The sequence below is a fragment of the Streptomyces sp. NPDC056452 genome (genome assembly GCF_042796085.1).
Classification (GTDB): Bacteria; Actinomycetota; Actinomycetes; order Streptomycetales; family Streptomycetaceae; genus Streptomyces.
On sequence record NZ_JBHTRI010000031.1, the window covers coordinates 1 to 19,997 of the forward strand.

Consider the following 19,997-nt stretch of genomic DNA (forward strand, 5'->3'; position numbering starts at 1 on the left):
GCGGGTGGGGTCCCCGCCGGCCGCCCCCGGGCGGGTGTCAGCGCGCGCCCAGCGCGACGTAGTCGTACATCCCGAAGGACCCCGTGACGAACACGTTGCGGGCGTCGGGGTGGCGGTAGAGCAGCGAGCGCGGATAGAGGTAGGGCACGATCACGGCGTGGTCCATGGTCAGCCGGTCGATGCGGTGCCAGATGGCCGCGCGCTCCTCCAGGTCGCCGCTGACGGCACCCCGGTCGAGCAGGTTGTTGATCTCCGGGTCGTCCAGCTCGCCCATGTTCTGGTTGCCGCGCTCCTTGATCGCGCGCCCGTCCACGATCTGCTGGAAGAAGCCGTACCCGTCGGGGAAGTCGGCCCCCCACCCGAACATGATGATTCCGATGCCGTGCTCGCGCAGGTACGAGGGGCTGCCGCCGTAGCGGTCGAAGTAGTCGCCGGACGGGAAGTCCAGCACCTCGGCCTCGATGCCGACGCGGGCCAGTCCGGCCGAGAGCGCCTCGGCCGCCCGGTACTCCTTGAGGCGGTCCTTGCGGGCCGCGATCTTCGTGCGGAAGCCGTCCGGCAGGCCGGCCAGGGCCAGTTCGGCGCGGGCCGCCTCCAGGTCCCCGGTGCCGTCCTCGCCGACCGGGTAGCGGTCGAAGGGCTGGTAGCCGTCGATGGTCGGCGGAAGGATCGTGGTGGCGATGTCACCGCCGACGGGGCCTCCGTACGCCGCCTGCATCGCCGCCTTGTCGGTGGCGAACTGCACGGCGCGCCGGCAGTGCACGTTGTCGAACGGGGTGATCCGGCTGGACAGGCAGTAGATCCAGGTGAAACCGGTCAGCGGGTTGTCGGCGTTGGCCCGCAGCGCGGGGTCGGCCAGGATGCGTTCCTGGACGGCGGGCTGCACCCCGAATCCCGCGAGGTCGATGTGCGCCTCGCCGGCCAGCAGCATCAGGTCCACCTCGTGCGGGTCCTTGCCCAGGTGGACCTCGACGCGCTCGGCCCGCTGCCGCCGTACGGGGTCGGTCGCCGGGTCCCAGTGGGGGTTGCGCTCCAGGACCACGAGCCTGCCGCGCTCGTAGGACTCGACACGGTACGGCCCGGTCGCCACGGGGCCGAGCCGGTAGCCGATACCGGTGTCCCTGGCCCTGGGGACCGGAGTGGTGCTCGGCATGGTGGCCAGCAGATCCATGCCGGCGAAGGGCTCGGTCAGCCGCAGAACCAGGGTGCGGTCGTCGGGAGTCTCGACGGTGAGCGGACCGTCCACCTCGGGCTCGCGCCAGGGGCCGCCGTAGTCGGTGCCCAGCAGGTGACGGAAGTAGGTGGGGCCGACGCCCAGCACGTCCGTACCGTAGTTGCTCCTGGCGATCGCGTACTTGACGTCCGCCGAGACGACGGGGGTGCCGTCCTCGTACCGCAGGCCGGGACGCAGCCGGTACGTCCAGGTCCGCCCGCCGTCCGAGGCCTCACCGAGCGACTCGGCCAGGTCGGGGACGAGGCGCTGGCCGGCCTTGCCGGGCGCGGTGTCGAAGGTGACCAGCGTCCGGCCGATCAGGCGCAAGAAGTTCCAGGTGTAGGCGTAGTAGGTGTTGCCGGGGTCGAGCGAGTCGAAGTCGTCGGTGCGCACCAGGCGGAGGGTTCCGCCCAGGGTGTCGGTCGGGGCGACCACGCCGTCGACGGCGGCGTCGAAGCCGGTGGTGCCCGACTGTTCGGTCTCCATGTCCCAGCCCTTCTCGCGGTGATCTCCGCGCCAGTCTGCGGGTGCGCGGGGGCCCGGAGAGGGGTGGAAAGGCAGGGGCGCATAGCCGACGGCGGGTCGGTATAGCAGGAGAGTTCGGTGAGAGGTGGTGGAGAGCCCCGGCTGATTGGCTCGCGTCCCCCCACGCGCGAAGCGGACGCCCGCTTCCCCCCACGCGCGACGCGGGCGTCCGGACGAGAGGCGAGTAGAACGTGTCCCGAAGAAAAAAATGGCATATACCTGTCATAACAGTCGCTGCCGCGGCATTGCTGGCGGGCTATCCGTCGGTGTCGATGGCCAAATCCCCGACCCCACCCCCTGGAGCCGCCCAGGGGTGGTCCCAGAAGGACGAGGCGGACGCCGCCCGGCCCGGTCCCGCCGAGCTCCCCGAGGCCGTTCCCGCAGGCGACCGTGCGGAACTGCTCGGCTCCGGCTACCGCACCTCCGACGATCTGGCCTGGACGACTTCGGGTGACGCCACCGGCTTCCACGTCATGGTCGCCGCCGCCGAGGACGGCTACCACTGGCGGACCGCGGCGACCCTGTCCGAGCCCGGCTTCGACACCGACACCTGGATCGGCAACGCCTGCCTCACCGCCTCCGGCAAGCGCGCCGCCGTCACCTACGCACCCCGCACCTTCACCAACAAGCCCGCGCTGATGACCCGCGGCGCCTTCACCGCGATCGTCGACCTGACGACCGGCGCGGTCACCAAGCTTCCCGTCCAGTCCAGCCTGAGCTACTTCTCACCCGGCTGCGGCACCACGGAGAAGGCGGTCTTCTCACAGTTCTCCGACGACGAATCGGAACGCAACGAGACCCGTCTCGTCGGCGTGGACACCGCGAGCGGCAAGGCGGCGAAGCCGCTCGAGCTGCCCGGCCAGGTCACCTCCGCCGTCCCCCTCGCGGACGGCTACGCCGCCGCACAGGGCGCCCGCCTGGTCCGCGTCACCACCTCCGGCGACGTACGCGTCGCCGCCCGTACGACAGCGGTCCCCTTCCAGCTCACGGCTGCCGCGGACGGCTCGGTCGTCTACATCGACCGGCCCGGCACCGACCGGTCCGCGAAGACCAAAGCCGTCACCGAGCGGGCGGAGGTCCGGCGCGCCCCGGCCTCGCTCTTCGGCGCCGCCGCCGCCGGAACCACCCGGCGTCTGGCAACCGGCGCACTCGCCGACTTCGACCTGTCCCGCGCCGCCCGCACCGGCACGGTGTACGTCACCGGCAAGGCCGAGGCCGCCGGCACCCTGCCCGCGTCCGTGCGCATGCCCGCGGGGGTGGCCAAGGACGCGGTCCTGTCCACCCGGGGCGACGCCGCCGTCACCACCGCATGGGCCGACGGCAAGGACTCCAGGATCTCGCCGCAGGAAGCCGCCTCGGCGCGGACCGCCCGGACCGCGATGAAGCTCCTGGACACCGGACGCAGCGTCACCCTGGACGCCCGGCCCGGCACGACCGTCGGCTCGACCGCGACGACAGCGGCCGGCCTCGTCACCTCCCCGGCACTCACCCACGGGACCGCGGCGGCGACACCGAAGCTCGCGGCGGCCTCACCGACCAATCCCGTCGAGGACGAGCGCTACTGCTCGGTGCCGCGCGGAGACGTCCGCAAGCAGGCCTTCCAGCCCACCCCGCGGCAGGTCGAATGGGCCGTGGACCAGGCCGTGGTCGGGAAACTCAACACACACGTCTCCCGCGCCGCCAACTGGAAGAACACCGGGATGTCGGCCTACCAGCCGCAGTCCCTCTTCCCCCTCAAGACCATGGCGGGCGACCCCAACGGAACACCTGACGCGGCCGACGGGTACCACATTCCCGCGCAGGTGATGCTGGGCGTCACCGCCCAGGAATCCAACATGTGGCAGGCCACCAGGTTCGCCGTACCGGGGGTCACGGCGAACACCCTGATCGGGAACTACTACGGCATCAGCCACGGTGCCGACGGAGAGACCCCGGACCCGTGGGCCATCAACTGGGGAGCCGCCGACTGCGGTTACGGCATCGTCCAGGTGACCGACGGCATGCGCATGGCCGGGCACGAGAAGCCCGGCGAGACCGCGCTGTCCGTGCAGAAGCAGGAGGCCGTCGCCCTCGACTACACCGCCAACATCGCCGCGGGCGTCAACATCCTCGTGGACAAGTGGAACCAGACGTACAGCGCCGGGATGTCCGTCAACGACGGCGGACCGGAGTACATCGAGAACTGGTTCTTCGCGCTCTGGGCGTACAACTCCGGCTTCTACCCCCAGTCCAGCGCCGGGTCGCACGGCGGCCACTGGGGCGTCGGCTACACCAACAACCCGGCCAACGCGCTGTGGAAGGCCAACCGCACCCCGTTCCTGGAGAATTCGGGCGGCGGGGACGACTACTCGCACGCCGCCCACCCCCAGGACTGGCCCTACCAGGAGAAGGTGATCGGCTGGGCCGCCCGCCCGATCTCGGCGATGTTCGCCCCGGGCGACTTCCAGCCCGGATACCGCGCGGCCTGGTGGACGGACCCGCTCTTCCGCACCTCGGCCAAGCCGCCGCTCGGGACGTTCTGCGACTCCTCCAACAACTGCGACCCCAGCAAGATCAAGGAGGGCGACACCGACACCAACGGGGCGTGCCAGCTCAACAACCCGGCGGACGAGTTCTTCCTGCACTGCTGGTGGAACAAGAAGGCGACCTGGAAGAACTGCGAGTCCGCGGCCACCTGCGGATTCGCCCTGCACCGCTTCGACGCCACCTATCCCGAACAGCCCGACGGCAACGCCTACCCGCCCCGGTGCTCCAGCGGGCTGCCCTCCGGTACGTACGTGATCGACGATGTGGCCTCGGGCGTCACCCCGGCCGGTTCACCCGCGCGAAGTTGCGGGGCGACGACCTCACCCGGCACCTTCGGCTTCACCTTCTCGGCCGACGGCGCCAACTACCCGGGCAAGATCGACACCCATCAGATCGGGGCCGGCTACGGCAACCACTTCTGGTTCTCGCACACCAGGAACCAGGCGACCGGTGACGGCGCCCGGATGCGTACGACCGGCACCTGGACCCTGACCAACGGCATGACCGGCTGGGCCCGGGTCTGGGTGCACCTCCCCGACCACGGAGCCCACACCCGGCAGGCCACCTACACCATCTCCGGGACCAACAGCACCAGCCCGGTACGCGTGCACCCGCAGCGCGTCCTGGAGAACAAGTGGGTCTCCCTCGGGGTGTTCCAGTTCACCAGCGCCCCGAAGATCGCCCTCTCCACGCACGCGGCCGACGGCAACGGTTCCGAGGACGTCGCATGGGACGCCGCCGGCTTCCAGCCGCTGTCGGCCAAGCCCAAGGACATGGTCGTCGCGATGGGCGACTCCTACTCGTCGGGCGAGGGCGCCTCGGCCGCAGGCGGCGTCGACTACTACAGGGAGACCAACTACCGGGACCCCAGCAACCCCTCGACCCGCGACGCCTGCCACCGCTCGACCAAGGCATGGTCCCGCCAGGCCACGATCCCGGGCCGTTCGGCATCCGTGGGATCCCTGGACGACAGCCGGTCCGCGGCCATGGACTACCACCTCGTCGCCTGCTCCGGCGCCCGCACGTACAACATCGCCTCCGTCGGCGAGAACGGCGAACTGCCCCAGCTCTCCAAGGGCTACCTCGACCAGAACACCACGCTGGTGACGATCTCCGTCGGCGGCAACGACGCCCGGTTCGCCTACATCATCCAGAAGTGCATCTTCGGCGGCATCGGCTGGCCGACGCTGTGCCAGAACCAGACGTTCGAGGACGACGACTCCCACGTGGACGACGCGGCCTACCAGGGGCTGGACATCGGAGTGGCGGCCGAGCGCCTGGCCAAGGAGCGGGTGCGGCCGGCCATCACCGACGCCCTGAAGAAGATCCAGGCGAAGGCACCCAACGCCAAGATCGTCCTGATGGGGTACCCGCCGCTTCTGGAGGGGGCGGGGCAGTGCATCCCCGGCATCGGCACCGAGGAGGCCCCCTGGCTGAACAGCATGGCCGGCACCCTCGCCACCGAGATGCAGGGCGCCGTGGACGACGCCAAGGCCGCCGGAGCCAAGGCCTGGTTCTCCAACCCCACCCAGAACTTCGCGGGCAAGGCCGTCTGCGGCGACCCCGAACAGGTCCACGGCATCGTGCTGGACCTGGTGGAGAGCGACGAGCCGCAGATCGACTGGCCGATCCTGCAACTCGGAGCCTCCGCCCAGTCCTTCCACCCGAAGGTCGGAGGGGCCCGGCTGTACGCGGACTCCCTCGAGCGGACGATGGGGGGCATGGGTCTCTGATCCACGGCACCCGACGGGCCCTCCCCACCCGGGGAGGGCCCTGGACCGGAGGTGAGCGATGAGAAAGGCGTCCCGCCGCGGTGACATCACAGCGGCCCTGCTGCTCCTCGTACTGGACGCGGTCCTTCTGGCGGTCCTGCTCTTCGGGGTGCTGATCTCCGGGGGCCTGACGGGCAGTCCGGACCGGGTCGCGGCGGGCCGCGAGGCGTCCCGCGCCGCGCTGGTCTGCCTGGCCGCCCTCCTGGTCTCAGGCGGCATCGCGGCGGCCGCGCGCGCATGGGTCACCGCGGGAGTGCAGGTGATCGTGCTGGGAGGCGCCGCGGCCCTCGCCTGCGCGGGGTTCGGCGCCTGACACCGCAGCGCTCCGCGGCAACGGGGCCGGGGAGCGCTGCGGGTTATCGGGGCGGGTCAGTACCGGGCCATGCCCGGCACCGCCGAGAGCATGTCGGCGTCCTGGCGGAGGATCGCCCGCTCCAGCGTGGTCAGCCTGGGACCGGGGTCGATTCCCAGCTCGTCGGTCAGGGTATTGCGGGCCCTTCGGAACACGGCGAGCGCGTCGGCCTGCCGGCCGCAGAGATACAGCGCCTGCATCAAATGCGCGTACGGCTCCTCACGGAGAGGGTGAAGGGCTATGAGGTCGGTGAGTTCACCAATGGCCTCCTCGTATTGCCCCAGAGATATTTCCAGGCAAATGCGCTGTTGCAGTGCGGCGATGCGTTCCTCTTCCAGCCGGGCCGCGCGGGTTTGCAGCGCACTGCTCGAAATCGTGGCCAGAGCCGGGCCCCGCCAGAGGGCGAGCGCGTCCTTGAGGAGTTCCAGTGCCTCCTCCTTGAGGTCGGCACGTACCATTTTCTTTGCTGTCGCGACGTTGCGCCGGAAGATGTCGCTGTCGATCTCGCAGTGAGCGGAGTCCAGTTGGTAACCGGAAGCCGTCGACAGGACGGTCTCCTGCGGCGCGCCGACCATGGCCAGTGAGCGGCGGATCATCCACACGCTGGTCTGTAACTGGCCGGCGGCGGTCCGGGGCGGACGTTCGCCCCAGAGGTGCGTGATGAGTTCGGGCGTACAGACGGCCCTGCCCGACACAAGTGCGAGAGCGGTGAGAACCCGGAGCTGTCGCTGACCGGCCAGGGGGACCGGAATGTTCCGGGAAAGCATGGAGATGGGACCCAATATGCGAATCTGCACGCCGGCCATAGGGGTTCTCCCGTTCTGCCTGTCCATGGCTGAATTCCCCTGCCATGAACTGCTGGATTTTCGCACGCAATGTTTTTGGATGCGCTGGTTCATGAAAATACAGTGGTTCCGGCTTCGGCCACTACGCGCGTAGCGGGGTCTCGGCTCTCTCGAGTCGGGAGAGTAATCAGCCAACCTTGCCGCGTCAACGAAGCCGGGATGGGGGACGGCTGAAAACTGTCGTACCGGAACCGGCGAATAGCATGCGCGGGGAAACTGCAGATTACGTAGGGAAGATGGAGTGGCCGGGAGTGCATGATCGCGAACTGCGCGGAGTAATCGCCGGGGCATATGCCCCTCGCCGTGCGATGGGGTCGCGGCTCCCGGAATGCCGCGCCCTGGCGGAGCGTGTGCTTCCGCTGTGAAGGAGGCGGGGGTCCTGTGCGCCGGGTGAGGTTACGCAGCGCATTGATCCGGACTCGAAATCGCCGGTTGACTGGTCTAGACCGGTAATGGCAGAAATCATATGCCGAGGAGGCCGTGCGGCGGGCCCACGGCGCCCGGAATGCTGCGCCGGACACCCGGCATTCCGGACCGGGACGCCCTCGGGGACCGGAGGGCGTCCCGGCCCGGGGTTGAGATGTCCGGCCCGCACGGAGCTCAGGCGGTCCGGCGGTTCACGACGCCGGGAGCTCCGTGACGTCGAGCAACTCCAGGTGCCGGGGCGCCAGTACGCGTGTGCCGCCGCCCGGCTGCCGTCGCTCGGCTGCCTGCATCAGGGCGGTCGCCGCGTCGGGGGACGCTGTGCGGGAGATCCCCGAGTCGCCCAGCGGGGTCACCATGTCGTCGTGATGGCAGGGCAGGAGCACGGGCGGCGACCCCAGCGCGGACAGCAGCCGGTCCGGATAGCCATGGACGGCGGCGTGGCCGCTCATCCCGATCACCGCCACATCGGGCCGCGCGCCTGCCAGTTCCCGCTCCGCGACATTGCTGGTGCCGGTCAGAAGGACGGACGGTCCCCCCTCGACGGACACCTGGAAGGCCAGTGTCCGCCCCTCGACGAGGTCGCCCAGGGTCCGGGGCCGCGCGGGAACGGAGTCCCGCCTCCCGGGGGCGAAGGACGTGTAGTCCTGCTGCCTGCTGTGCAGACTGCGGAACACCTCCACGCTGTAGCCGTCGAACTGGAGGTGATCGCCCCCGCTCACCGCCACCACGTCCGCCATGCGGTGCGCGGGGGTGCCCATCGCGCCCAGCAGATGACGTGACGTGGTGTCGCAGAGCGTCCGGATCCGCCGGCCGCCCCAGCCCGGCCGGGACAGCAGGTGCGGCACGTCGGCGAGATGGTCGAAGTGGCCGTGGCTGATCAGGATCAGATCGGGTGCCCCGGTCAGTCCCTCCTCCACCACGTGCTCCACGGCCTCCGGGTCCACACGCAGCGGCAGCGCCGGATCGAGGGCGCCGTCCCCGTCGGCGTACGGCATCCGGCTCAGATACGGATCGAAGAGCACGCTGCGGCCCGCGAAGGACAGCTCCCAGCCGGCCACGCCCAGCCAGCGCAGGCCGAGCCCTGTTCCCTTCGGTACCCGGCGGGCGTGTGCGGTCGGCAGGGGAGCGGCGCCGCCGACCAGCAGACCCGCCGCCCCCGCGCCCAGCGCGCCCTGGAGGACCGACCTTCGCGACTGACTCATGCGCCACCTCGTTCACGTTGTGCTGATCACTCGTCACCCTACGGATCGGATGTGAGGAGGCGGCACATTTGAGTCAGTGGCGGGGCCGGGCACGGCGGCTCAGGTGGTGTACTCGGAGTTCAGCCGTACGTAGCCCTCGGTCAGGTCGCAGCCGTACACGGTGAACTCCCCGTCGCCGATGCCCAGTCCGATACCGATCAACACCTCCTCGCCGCGCATGTGCTCGGCGACCTCGGCCCGCAGCGCGGCGTCCCCGGGGCCGCCGGCGCGCTGGGGGTAGACGAGGGTCCCGCCGAAGCGGACGGTGACGTTCTCCTGGAGGATGTCCGTGTCGTCGGTGCACTTGCCGATCGCCATCGTGACCCGGCCCCAGTTGGGGTCGCTGCCGTGCACGGCGGTCTTGACCAGCGGTGAGTTGACCACCGTCTTGCCGACGCGCTTGGCCTGGGCCGTGTCCCGGGCTCCGGTGACCCGCACCTCGATGAGCTTGCTCGCACCCTCGCCGTCGGAGGCGATGTTCTTCACCAGGGCGAGCGCCACCTCGTGCAGCGCCTCCTCGAACTCCACCGGATCCACGTCGCCGGCCAGTCCGTTCGCGAACAGGACCGCCGTGTCGCTCGTCGAGGTGTCGGTGTCGATGGACACCGCGTTGAACGTACGGTCCATGACGCTCCGGAAGATCCGGTCCTGCTCGCCCGGGGGCAGCCGGGCGTCGGTGGCGAAGAACGTCAGCAGGGTCGCCATGTCGGGCTCCAGCATTCCCACACCCTTCGCGATGCCGACGAGTGTCGCCTCACCGCATCGCACCCTGACCAGCTTGGGCCGGGTGTCGGTGGTCATGATGGCCTGCGCCGCACGCTCGAACCCGCCCTCGGGGAAGGGCCAGGACAGCGTCTTGATGTGTGCGCGGATCTCCTCCATGGGGTACTGGAGTCCGATCACCCCGGTGGAGGCGATCAGCAGTTCGTCCTCGGCGAGGCCGGTGGCGGCGGCCACCGAGTTCCGAATCTCGCGCGCGTTGCTCTCGCCCTCCGGACCGGTGGCCACATTGGCGTTCCTGGCGATGACGACGACCCCGCGCGACTGGCCGTCGGCTGCCGCCGCCCGGCTGAGCACGACGCTCGGGCCGGCGAAGCGCGACTTGGTGAACACCGCACTGACCTGCGTGGGCGCGGTCGAGGCCAGCACCGTGAAGTCGTCCCGCCCGTCGTCCGACAGCCCTACCGGGGCGGTGTGCACCATGAACCCCGCGGGGTCCCGGGTGGTCGTACCGGTCATGATCGCCTTCTTCCCTCTGGCATGTCATTATGCGTTTGCCTGTATGTCTATTCATCTATCACAGGTGGCGCGGGCGCAAGACCCGAACCGGCCCCCGGCCGACCGGAAGCGCACTACAGCGCCTTCGGATAGGCGCTGGAGAGGCGGTGGAGAGAGCGCACCGGCACGGTGACGGCATTCCGCTTCCCGTCGACATCCTGGAGACGACGCCGCATGTCCCGTGTATCGACCAAGCCCAGTGGCAACCCGACGGCCGCACACGCCCTGCTCAAGCGTCTCCACGAGCACGGTGTGGAGACGGTGTTCGGTGTCGTCGGCCGCGAAGCCGCCTCCATCCTCTTCGACGAGGCACCGGGGATCGACTTCGTTCTCACCCGGCACGAGTTCACCGCCGGCGTCGCCGCCGACGTCCTGGCCCGCATCACCGGCCGGCCGCAGGCCTGCTGGGCCACGCTGGGCCCCGGCATGACCAACCTCGCCACCGGCGTGGCGACCTCGATCCTGGACCGCTCGCCCGTCATCGCGCTGGCCGCCCAGTCCGAGTCGCACGACATCTTCCCCAACGACACCCATCAGTGCCTGGACTCCGTCGCCGTCATGCGCCCCATGACGAAGTACGCCGTCGAGCTCCAGCGCCCCGACGAGATCACCGACCTCGTCGACTCCGCCGTCGCCGCCGCGATGACCGAACCCGTCGGCCCCAGCTTCATCTCCGTCCCCGTCGACCTTCTCGGCGCCGACATCGACTCCACGGTGACCCACCCCGCCGCGCAGACCCCGGCCAAGCCGGTCGGCGCCGTCCAGGCAGGCTGGGAGACCACCGCCGACGAAGCCGCCGCCCTGGTCGCCGGAGCGGAGCACCCGGTGTTCGTCGTCGGCGCGGCGGCCATCCGCTCCGGCGCGGTCCCCGCGATCCGGGCCCTGGCCGAACGCCTGGACGTCCCCGTCATCACCACCTACATCGCCAAGGGCGTCCTGCCGCACGGCCACCACCTCAACTACGGTGCCGTCACCGGGTACATGGACGGCATCCTGTCCTTCCCCGCACTGGAGACCCTCTTCGCCCCGGCCGACGTCATCGTGACCCTCGGATACGACTACGCCGAGGACCTGCGTCCCTCGATGTGGGCCCGCGGCGGCGAGAAGAAGACCGTCCGGGTCTCTCCGACCGTCAACCCGATCCCCAGGGTCTACCGCCCGGACGTCGACGTGGTCACCGACGTGCTGGCCTTCGTCGAGCACCTGGACGCCGCCACCGCGGACCTCACCAAGAAGACCCCGCACGACATCACCCCACTGCGCGAGCGCATCGCCGAGTTCCTGGCCGACCCCACCGAGTACGACGACGGCATGCGGGTCCACCAGGTGATGGACTCCATGAACACGGTGATGGAGGAGACCGCCGCCGCAGGTGAGGGCACGATCGTTTCCGACATCGGCTTCTTCCGGCACTACGGGGTGCTCTTCGCCCGCGCGGACCAGCCCTTCGGCTTCCTCACCTCGGCCGGCTGCTCCAGCTTCGGCTACGGCATCCCCGCGGCGATCGGCGCCCAGATGGCGCGCCCCGGCCAGCCCACCTTCCTCATCGCGGGCGACGGCGGCTTCCACTCCAACAGCGCCGACCTGGAGACCATCGCACGGCTCAACCTGCCCATCGTGACCGTCGTCGTCAACAACGACACCAACGGGCTGATCGAGCTCTACCAGAACCTCGGCCACCAGCGCTCCCACGACCCGGCCGTCAAGTTCACCGGCGTCGACTTCACCGAACTCGCCCGCGCCAACGGCGTCGAGGCCGTCCGCGCCACCTCCCGTGAGGACCTGCTCGCGGCCCTGCGCAAGGGAGCAGGCCTCGGCCGCCCGTTCCTGATCGAGGTCCCGGTGAACTACGACTTCACCTCCGGCGGCTTCGGTGCCCTGAGTATCTGATCATGGCGCATACACTCCCCGCCGCCACGGGGTTCCTGGTCTCCGCCCAACAGGGCGGGGACCGGGCCCCCGGTCCCGTCTTCGCCACCCGGGGCGCCCACGAAGCCGTGGCCGAGCCCCTCCGTACCCAGACCCTGAACGCCGTACTCGTCCACTCGGGTTCGGCCGAGAACGCCGTTGCCCGCTCCGGCGACACGGCACTCGTCCTGGCCGGCGAGCTCTACAACCGGGAGGACCTGCTCACCCTCCTCCCGGCAGGCGCCGACGCCGGAACCGACGCGCAACTGCTGCTGGCCCTGCTGGGCGTCTACGACCTGCACGCCTTCCGGCTGCTCAACGGCCGGTTCGCCGCAGCCGTGGCCCTCGGCGACCGGGTGCTCCTGGCCACCGACCACGCGGGCTCCGTGCCCCTCTACACGCTGCCGGCCCCCGGCCGTGTACTCGCCGCCACCGAGATCAAGGCTCTCGTCCCGGCAACGGCCCAGGCACCGCCGTCCGGACGGCCCGTCACCGAGGCACGCAGGGTCCGCCGGGTGCCGGGCGTCCACCAGGTGCCCGCCGGCACGGTGCTGGACGTCGACGTCCGTACCGGCACCGCCGTGCCCACCCGGATCTGGACCCCGCCGGTGTCCCGGCGGATCCTTCCCGAGGCCGACGCGACCGCCGCCGTACGCGAGACGCTGGAGCGGGCCGTCCGGGCCCGCACGGGCGGCAGCACTCCGCTGGTGGTGCTCTCCGGAGGAATCGATTCTTCCGGCGTCGCCGCGCTCGCCGCCGCGCACACCGCCGGCCCCCTGGACACGCTGTCCATGGGCACCGACACCTCGGACGAGTTCCCCGAGGCACGTGTGGTCGCCACCCACCTGGGCTCCGCCCACCGGGAGATCACCGTCCCGACGGCGGACCTGCTCGGACAGCTCCCGTACGCGATCTGGGCGTCCGAGTCCGTCGACGCGGACATCATCGAGTACCTGCTGCCGCTCACCGCCCTCTACCGGGCCCTCGACGGGCCCGCCCGCCGCATCCTCACCGGCTACGGAGCCGACATCCCGCTCGCCGGCATGCACCGCGAGGACCGGTTGCCCCAACTGGACACGGCCGTTGCGTTCGACATGGCCACCTTCGACGGACTCAACGAGATGTCCCCGGTGCTCTCCGGTATCCAGGGTCACTGGTCGACCCATCCGTACTGGGACCGCGACGTACTGGACCTGTTGGTGTCGCTGGAGGCAGGGCTCAAACGCCGCCACGGCCGCGACAAATGGGTCCTGCGGGAGGCGATGAGCGCCCTCCTGCCGCGGGAGACGGTCACCCGGCCGAAGCTCGGCGTGCACGAGGGCTCGGGGACGACCTCGTCCTTCAGCCTCCTGCTGTTGGACGCCGGCGTGCCGGACGCGGACATCCACCGGGCCAAGTCCCTGGTGGTGCGGGAGATCTTCGACCGGGTGGTCGTCGAGGGCCTGCCACCCGCCGAGGTGAGCACCGCCGACGCCGTGCACCAGGTGACCGCACGGCTGAAGGAGACCGAGTGAACCACCCCAGACTCCGTACCGGCCGCCAGCGGCCCCGACAGGAGGCATGACGTCGTGGAACGTGTCGACACCGCGATCTCGCCCCGCTACGCGCAGATCCCGACCTTCATGCGCCTGCCGCACGAGCCGCAGCCCACCGGCCGCGACGTCGTCGTCATCGGCGCCCCCTACGACGGGGGCACCAGCTACCGGCCGGGGGCCCGCTTCGGCCCGCGCGCCATCCGCAACGAGTCCGGCCTCATCCACGGAGTCGGCATCGACCGGGGGCCGGGCACCTTCGACCTCATCGACTGCGTGGACGCCGGGGACATAGACCTCACACCGTTCAACATGCACATCGCGATGGAGACGGCCCACCGCCACCTGCGCGGCCTCCTCCAGGACAACGCCGCCTTCCTGATGCTCGGCGGCGACCACTCGCTCACCCTGGCCGCCCTGCGCGCCGTGGCCGAACAGCACGGCCCCGTCGCCGTCGTCCACCTCGACGCGCACTCCGACACCAACCCCGCCTTCTACGGAGGCGAGTTCCACCACGGCACCCCCTTCCGGCACGGCATCGACGAAGGACTCATCGACCCCCGGCGCACCGTGCAGATCGGCATCCGGGGCCACAACCCCCAGCCCGACTCGCTCGACTACGCCCGCGGCAAAGGGGTGCGGGTCGTCACCACCGACGAGTTCGTCGAGACCGGTGTCGCCGGCACCCACGCCCTCGTCCAGGAGCTCATCGGCGACCACCCGGTCTACGTGTCCGTCGATGTCGACGTCGCCGACCCGGCCTTCGCCCCCGGTACCGGAACGCCCGCGCCCGGCGGACTGTCCTCCCGCGAGGTCCTGGCCCTGCTGCGCTGCGTGGGCGAGCTGCGGCCGATCGGCTTCGACGTCATGGAGGTCTCGCCCCTGTACGACCACGCCGGGATCACCTCCATCCTGGCGACCGAGATAGGCGCGGAACTGCTCTACCAGTACGCCCGCGCTCACATCAAAGGAAGGAACGACGCGTGACCGTCATAGACTGCTCCGAACTCCGCGACGAACTCCTGGGACTCGCCTCGCGCCTGCCCGCGGTGCCGCGCGCGGACCTCCCGGCCTTCCTGGCGGCCTCGAAGGAGGCGTCCAGCGACCTCCCGGCGTCGATCGCCGAGGCGCTCGACGCCTTCAACGTGTCCGGCAACGAGGACGGCTACCTCCTGCTGCGCGGCCTCCCCGTGGAACCTCAGGACCGCCTGCCGCGCACCCCCGAGTCCACCCCCGCGCCGACGGAGCGCCCCCTGCTCACCATGGAGGCGATGCTCGGCATCGTCGGCCGCCGCCTCGGCCTGCACACCGGGTACAAGGAGCTGCGCAGCGGCACCGTCTACCACGACGTGTACCCCTCACCCGGCGCGCACCACCTCTCGTCGGAGACCAGCGAGACCCTGCTGGAGTTCCACACGGAGATGGCCTACCACCAGCTCCAGCCCAACTACGTGATGCTCGCCTGTTCCCGTGCGGACCACGAACGCAGGGCCGCGACCCTGGTCGGCTCGGTCCGCAAGGCGCTGCCGCTGATCCCGGACGGCTTCCGCAGCCACCTCTTCGACCGCAAGGTGCCCTGCTGCGTCGACGTCGCCTTCCGCGGCGGCGTCGAGGACCCGGGCGCCATCGCCCAGGTGAAGCCGCTCTACGGCGACCCGGACGACCCGCTGCTCGGCTACGACCGGGAGCTGCTGGCCCCCGAGGACCCCCGGGACGTCGAGGCCGTGGAGGCGCTGTCCAAGGCGCTGGACGAGATCACCGAGGCCGTGCACCTGGTCCCCGGCGACGTCCTGATCATCGACAACTTCCGTACGACGCACGCCCGTACACCGTTCACGCCGCGCTGGGACGGGGTGGACCGGTGGCTGCACCGCGTCTACATCCGCACCGACCGCCTCGGGCAGCTCGCAGGCGGCGAGCACGCGGGTGACGTGGTCGCCTTCACCCCGCGCGACTGACCGCCCTCTGCCCACGGCCCCGGCGGGCCGGTGGCGCTCCCGACCGTGGGGAGCGGCCACCGGCCCGTCGTGCTGCCCGCTCCGGTCCGCTCTCGGCTCACTCTCCCGGCGCTCTCCGTTGTGGCCCGGCCCCCCGGGGCAGCGGTTAGCGTGTCGGACAGGTGACCGGGCGGTCCGGTCACGGGAGACGCATCCGCAGAGGAATCCGCAGCAGACGAGGAGACAGCGCCAAGTGTCGGACCCCACATTGCAGCAGATGGCACGTCATGACCGCGCACGGCGTCACGGATCGCGCAGAGGACCCGTGCTGGGTGTGGCGGTGGCCGTCGTCCTGGCGGCGGGTGCGGGCTGGTGGGGGTACCGGGCATGGTCCGGGGACGGGACGGAGCGGGACCCCGAGGTGACCGCGGCCACCGAGAGACTCCAGTCGTTCCTCGGCGCGTGGGCGGCGGGCGATGCCACGAAGGCAGCGGCACTGTCGGACTCGCCGGAGAACACCGAGTCCCTGCTGGCCTCGGTCATGACGAACCTGAAACCCGCGAAGGCGGAGCTGTCGGCGGGGGAGGGCGAGAAGAACGACAAGGGCGAGGTGACCGTCCCGTACACCGCGAAGTTCACCATCCCCGCCGTCGGCCTCTTCCGCTACGACTCCGAAGCGACCCTGGTCAAGAAGGCCGGGCAGTGGACCGTGGAGTTCAGCTCCCCGATGATCCACCCCCGGCTGAAAGCCGGACAGACGCTCGCGCTGAAGACGGTGGCCGAGCGCGCCGCCGTACTCGACGCCAACGGCGACGACCTGCAGGCCGCCTCGCTGCGCGGCTCGGTGGACGAACAGGGCAGGGGAACGTTCGGCCTTGAGGCGCGCTACGACAAGCAGTTGCGGGGCGGCGGGGGCGCGGCAACCAGTGAGGTGGTGATCGCCGACCGGCAGTCCGGTCAGGCCGAAGCCTCCCTCACCAAGAGCTCCGCGAAGCCCGGCACGCCCGTGAAGACCACCATCGACCCCAAGGTGCAGGGCGCCGCGGCCAAAGCGATGGAAGGGCTGAAGGTGAATGCCGCGCTGATCGCCCTGGAGCCCTCGACCGGGAACATCCTCGCCGTCTCGAACCGTCCGGCAGGCGGCCTGAACCGTGCGCTGGCCGGCCAGTACCCGCCCGGGTCGACCTTCAAGGTGGTGACCGCGGCGGCGATGCTGAAGGCGGGCGTGAAACCGTCCGACGTCGTGGAGTGCCCCAAGTTCGCCCGTGTCGACGGGCAGCGGTTCGAGAACCAGAACCAGTTCACGCTGCCGACGGGATCGACCTTCAAGGACTCCTTCGCGAAGTCCTGCAACACCATGTTCGTGGAGAACCGCGCCAAGGCGGGCGGCTCGGCCCTGCACGACGCGGCGGCTGCCTTCGGGATCGGCGGCGTCTGGGACGTGGGCGACTCGACGTACGACGGATCGGTCCCGGTGAGCACCTCGGACAACGACCTCGCCGCGTCCACCATCGGTCAGGCCCGCGTGCAGGCCTCGCCACTGGTGATGGCGTCGATCGCGGCGACGGTGAAGGAAGGAACCTTCAAACAACCGGTGCTGGTGCCCGACGCGGTCAAGAAGAAGCACGAGGCGACCGCCAGGATCGCCCCCTCGGTGACCGGCGACCTGCGCGACATGATGCGGGCGACGGTGAAGTACGGAGCGGGCAGCGCCCTGGCGGGAATTCCGGGGCAGCCGCACGCCAAGACCGGGACGGCGGAGTTCGGCGAGGAGAAGCCGCCGCGCACCCACGCCTGGATGATCGGCTACCAGGGCGACAGCGATCTGGCGTGGTGCGTGATGCTGGAGGACGGCGGCTCGGGCGGCGCCGACGCGGGGCCGGTGGCGGCCAGGTTCCTGAAGGGGCTGACGGATGCGGGCTGAGCGCGCGTGACCTGATCCGAGCGAGTGGGCTTGCGCACGGGGCGATGCCTCGTCCAGTACCTGATCGAGGGCCGACACCGTACTGAAGTGACCGGATGGGGGTGGCCCCTACATCAGGCGGAGCTGTTCTCCCGGAGGCTGTGGCAGGAGCACGTTCTGCAGGCGGCGGATGGTTGCGCACCAGGGTCCGCCGTCCGCCTCGGCCCATAGGTCCATCAGCTCGGACGGCTCGGCCATGACGCGGTCGAGCGCCTGAAGGGCGAGATCGCGCAGACCAGTGAGGTCCGGGAGGGACTCCTCCGGCCCATAGACGGGATCGGTCGGCTCACCCCCGGGGCACTGCGCGGCGACGAGCGCGGCTGCGGCTACTGCTTCCTCGGATTCCGGCGCTTCGAGGTATACCGCGGTGTCGATCACACGTATGAGAGCACCGCGGACGATGCCCTCACGTTCGCCTGCAGCTGCCTCGTCGAGTCCGCCGCCAAAGTCCGCCGCAGTGTCGTTGTCGAAGGGGCCGACGTCCCAAGTGCCCATGGTTTCTCCCGATCATGATGTTGACCGGGGCATCCTGACAGAGGCCACTGACAGAAGCAGCGCAGCAGTCCGGAGTGGGTTGCGGCCGTGGTCTGCGCGGGGAGCCTGGGCTGAAACGGAGGCCGTGACAATTCGAACTGGTTGTCACTCGGAGCGGTAGACGTTCTCCCGCCCTTCGGGGTCCTCGTATTCGATGCTGTAGGGCGTCCCCATCGACGCGAGCGCCTGAAGCAGGACGTTGACACGGTCCGGGTCGACGAAGCCGCTGAAGGTGACCGGAACAGTCGGCAGCACCTCGAGCTGGGCGAAGGTGTGCTCGGCCTCGAACTCGGTCCAGCCCGACCGTCGCACCGCCCAGCCTGAAGCTCGGAACAACTCTGCCGCCTGACGGGGGCCGGCCGCGGACAGGAGTGTCCCCCAGACGTTGTTACCGAGGTCCCCGTGAGCGAGCGCGGCGTGGTCCAGCCGTGGGCCAACAGCTCTGCCTGAGGTGAAGTCCATGGCGGCCAGTATCCACCGCTGCGACGGCGGGGCTTGATCGCCGTGAGCACAAGGCGGGAGGTGCAGGGCGCCGGTGACCGATCGAGGATCGAGCGGGTGACGGAGTCCCGCCACTGCCCGGATCGGGGGATGAGCTCTCGGAAGTATGGAACCGCGCGTCGATGCGCAGATCGGGTGCGCGAGGGGGCTTCCACCTCCGTGGCCACGCGCTGACCACCGGCATGGCGAGGCCCGGCCGCGTACGGTCGCGGCCGGGCCGGAGCTGGTGGCTGATCAGGCTTCGGGGCAGAGCGTCTTGCGCAGCCCGATGTTGATGTGACGTCCGTCGTCATCGGTGAGCGTGACACCGTCGTAGGAGAACCGCTGGGCAGCACTGTGGTCCGGATTCGTCGCGCCGCCATCGAGGGCCGCGCACTGGTTGCGGGCCGCGTCGATGGCCTTGTCCTCGTCGTGGATGAGGGTGCCGTGGACGTCTTGGACGGCCTTGAGGACGGCGTCCCGATCGGCGCCGGTGGGCTCGGGGGGCAGGTCGGCGTTCTTGGCGGCGCCGCTGTTCTCTGCGGCACCCGACGCCTCGGTGACAGTGCTCTTGGTGGCGTCGGCCTTACGGTCGCTGTCCTTGTCGCCGCTGCAGCCAACGACGGTGACGGCGAGTACGACGGCGAAGGCCGCGGTGGTGGTGCCTATGCGCATGATCCCCCCTGGTGTGACACGAGTAGGGACATGGTGCGGCCGGCGGGGTACTGCGGCTGGGGCGGAGACAGGATGGTTACCTGCTGCGGACGCGTTTGCAGCGATCCGGCTGCATTCTCGACGCACCCGGCCCCGCCGACCTCGGATTCGCAACCTGAAGGCGAGGGGGGACGGCCGAAGCCGCATCGTGATCCTGGCGATACCTTGCCGGGCTGGTACTTCGGGTCTGCCGGTGTGACGTTGGCTGGCACTCTCTACCGATATCGAGGTCCCACATGTTCGGCCTGGCCTTTGCCGCCCCATGGCTGGTGCTTGCCTCCACGCTCTGGGCGCTGGTGCCGCTCGCTTTCCCCCGGCGGCGCCGGCCGGGCACCGTCATCGCCCTCTCTCATCTCATCGTGACGCTGGCGATGACGCGGCCCTGGACCGAGGACTGGTACTGGCGCGACGGAGCCTGGCTGATCCTCGTCTTCGGGCAGGGCGCCCTCATCGCGTCGGGACGGCTGGTCTTCGAGCTCAGCCCGCTCGGCGCCCGCCGCCGCGAGAAGACTCAGCCCCAAGGCGGCGACCCGGTGATGGCCCAGACTCAGCCGTGATCGTGTCCGGCTCGTCGACCGGAGGTGGTCACACGCTGCTGTTGGGTCAGGCGACCACCGAGGGACGGTTCGGCTCATGCCGGGGCGGCCTCGTCGGGCCGCTGAGGTGGAGCAGCGGGTCGTCGCGTTGTGACCCCGAGCACCCGGCATCGACGAGATACTTCGAGCACCGGGCGCCGATCCAAGGAGGGCCG

The 19,997-nt window shown here is 70.3% G+C and carries 15 protein-coding genes; 8 read left to right on the top strand and 7 right to left on the bottom strand.

From position 1 onward, the window contains the following. Window positions 1-37: 37 nt before the first annotated feature. Window positions 38-1,699, bottom strand: a complete 1,662-nt coding sequence (locus ACFQ6X_RS26805; protein ID WP_383185034.1) for an ABC transporter substrate-binding protein — start codon at window positions 1,697-1,699, stop codon at window positions 38-40. Between the two features lie 311 nt (window positions 1,700-2,010). On the opposite strand from ACFQ6X_RS26805, the gene ACFQ6X_RS26810 reads away from it, so the two are divergent. Next, complete coding sequence (locus ACFQ6X_RS26810; RefSeq protein ID WP_383185036.1) at window positions 2,011-5,997, top strand: SGNH/GDSL hydrolase family protein; 3,987 nt, start codon at window positions 2,011-2,013, stop codon at window positions 5,995-5,997. 58 nt (window positions 5,998-6,055) lie between these two features. Then, entirely contained in the window at window positions 6,056-6,349 is a 294-nt protein-coding gene (locus ACFQ6X_RS26815; protein ID WP_383185038.1) for a transporter, read from the top strand. 56 nt (window positions 6,350-6,405) lie between these two features. Here the strand turns inward: ACFQ6X_RS26815 and ACFQ6X_RS26820 are convergent, their stop codons facing one another. The 3 genes from ACFQ6X_RS26820 to argJ form a co-directional block, all read right to left on the bottom strand. After that, window positions 6,406-7,287, bottom strand: a complete 882-nt coding sequence (locus ACFQ6X_RS26820) for a BTAD domain-containing putative transcriptional regulator (RefSeq protein ID WP_383185039.1) — start codon at window positions 7,285-7,287, stop codon at window positions 6,406-6,408. 563 nt (window positions 7,288-7,850) lie between these two features. Next, entirely contained in the window at window positions 7,851-8,861 is a 1,011-nt protein-coding gene (locus tag ACFQ6X_RS26825) for an MBL fold metallo-hydrolase (RefSeq protein ID WP_383185041.1), read from the bottom strand. A gap of 99 nt (window positions 8,862-8,960) precedes the next feature. Next, window positions 8,961-10,139 (bottom strand): bifunctional glutamate N-acetyltransferase/amino-acid acetyltransferase ArgJ, encoded by a 1,179-nt coding sequence (argJ, locus tag ACFQ6X_RS26830; protein ID WP_383185042.1) that lies wholly within the window; start codon window positions 10,137-10,139, stop codon window positions 8,961-8,963. A 213-nt stretch (window positions 10,140-10,352) separates the two neighbouring features. Between argJ and ACFQ6X_RS26835 the strand changes: the two genes are divergently transcribed. The 5 genes from ACFQ6X_RS26835 (at window position 10,353) to ACFQ6X_RS26855 (ending at window position 17,479) form a co-directional block, all read left to right on the top strand. Further along, window positions 10,353-12,068: a thiamine pyrophosphate-binding protein gene (locus ACFQ6X_RS26835; protein WP_383185043.1), complete on the top strand. Its 1,716-nt coding sequence runs from the start codon at window positions 10,353-10,355 to the stop codon at window positions 12,066-12,068. After that, entirely contained in the window at window positions 12,068-13,600 is a 1,533-nt protein-coding gene (locus tag ACFQ6X_RS26840) for an asparagine synthase-related protein (protein WP_383185143.1), read from the top strand. The genes ACFQ6X_RS26835 and ACFQ6X_RS26840 overlap by 1 nt, the downstream gene beginning before the upstream one ends. Before the next feature lie 54 nt (window positions 13,601-13,654). Next, on the top strand, window positions 13,655-14,605 hold the full coding sequence (gene speB, locus ACFQ6X_RS26845) for an agmatinase (protein ID WP_383185044.1): 951 nt from the start codon (window positions 13,655-13,657) through the stop codon (window positions 14,603-14,605). Then, window positions 14,602-15,576 carry a clavaminate synthase Cs1 gene (cs1, locus tag ACFQ6X_RS26850; protein ID WP_383185046.1) on the top strand — a complete coding sequence of 325 codons (975 nt, stop codon included), beginning with the start codon at window positions 14,602-14,604 and terminating at the stop codon, window positions 15,574-15,576. Before speB ends, cs1 begins: the two co-directional genes overlap by 4 nt. 256 nt (window positions 15,577-15,832) lie before the next feature. Further along, complete coding sequence (locus tag ACFQ6X_RS26855; protein ID WP_383185048.1) at window positions 15,833-17,479, top strand: penicillin-binding transpeptidase domain-containing protein; 1,647 nt, start codon at window positions 15,833-15,835, stop codon at window positions 17,477-17,479. Between the two features lie 108 nt (window positions 17,480-17,587). On the opposite strand, the gene ACFQ6X_RS26860 is transcribed toward ACFQ6X_RS26855, so the two are convergent. The 3 genes from ACFQ6X_RS26860 to ACFQ6X_RS26870 form a co-directional block, all read right to left on the bottom strand. Then, entirely contained in the window at window positions 17,588-18,013 is a 426-nt protein-coding gene (locus ACFQ6X_RS26860) for a DUF4259 domain-containing protein (RefSeq protein ID WP_383185049.1), read from the bottom strand. 144 nt (window positions 18,014-18,157) lie between these two features. Continuing rightward, window positions 18,158-18,514: a hypothetical protein gene (locus ACFQ6X_RS26865; protein ID WP_383185051.1), complete on the bottom strand. Its 357-nt coding sequence runs from the start codon at window positions 18,512-18,514 to the stop codon at window positions 18,158-18,160. 273 nt (window positions 18,515-18,787) lie between these two features. After that, window positions 18,788-19,207, bottom strand: a complete 420-nt coding sequence (locus ACFQ6X_RS26870) for a hypothetical protein (RefSeq protein WP_383185053.1) — start codon at window positions 19,205-19,207, stop codon at window positions 18,788-18,790. 275 nt (window positions 19,208-19,482) lie between these two features. On the opposite strand from ACFQ6X_RS26870, the gene ACFQ6X_RS26875 reads away from it, so the two are divergent. After that, window positions 19,483-19,803: a hypothetical protein gene (locus ACFQ6X_RS26875; protein WP_383185055.1), complete on the top strand. Its 321-nt coding sequence runs from the start codon at window positions 19,483-19,485 to the stop codon at window positions 19,801-19,803. The last annotated feature ends 194 nt before the right edge of the window (window positions 19,804-19,997 follow it).

Coding starts and splice junctions, on each gene's coding strand:
- ACFQ6X_RS26805 (WP_383185034.1), bottom strand. CDS start 1,699: ATGGAGACCGAACAGTCGGGCACCACCGGCTTCGACGCCGCCGTCGAC.
- ACFQ6X_RS26810 (WP_383185036.1), top strand. CDS start 2,011: ATGGCCAAATCCCCGACCCCACCCCCTGGAGCCGCCCAGGGGTGGTCC.
- ACFQ6X_RS26815 (WP_383185038.1), top strand. CDS start 6,056: ATGAGAAAGGCGTCCCGCCGCGGTGACATCACAGCGGCCCTGCTGCTC.
- ACFQ6X_RS26820 (WP_383185039.1), bottom strand. CDS start 7,287: ATGAACCAGCGCATCCAAAAACATTGCGTGCGAAAATCCAGCAGTTCA.
- ACFQ6X_RS26825 (WP_383185041.1), bottom strand. CDS start 8,861: ATGAGTCAGTCGCGAAGGTCGGTCCTCCAGGGCGCGCTGGGCGCGGGG.
- argJ (WP_383185042.1), bottom strand. CDS start 10,139: ATGACCGGTACGACCACCCGGGACCCCGCGGGGTTCATGGTGCACACC.
- ACFQ6X_RS26835 (WP_383185043.1), top strand. CDS start 10,353: ATGTCCCGTGTATCGACCAAGCCCAGTGGCAACCCGACGGCCGCACAC.
- ACFQ6X_RS26855 (WP_383185048.1), top strand. CDS start 15,833: ATGGCACGTCATGACCGCGCACGGCGTCACGGATCGCGCAGAGGACCC.
- ACFQ6X_RS26860 (WP_383185049.1), bottom strand. CDS start 18,013: ATGGGCACTTGGGACGTCGGCCCCTTCGACAACGACACTGCGGCGGAC.
- ACFQ6X_RS26865 (WP_383185051.1), bottom strand. CDS start 18,514: ATGGACTTCACCTCAGGCAGAGCTGTTGGCCCACGGCTGGACCACGCC.
- ACFQ6X_RS26870 (WP_383185053.1), bottom strand. CDS start 19,207: ATGCGCATAGGCACCACCACCGCGGCCTTCGCCGTCGTACTCGCCGTC.
- ACFQ6X_RS26875 (WP_383185055.1), top strand. CDS start 19,483: ATGTTCGGCCTGGCCTTTGCCGCCCCATGGCTGGTGCTTGCCTCCACG.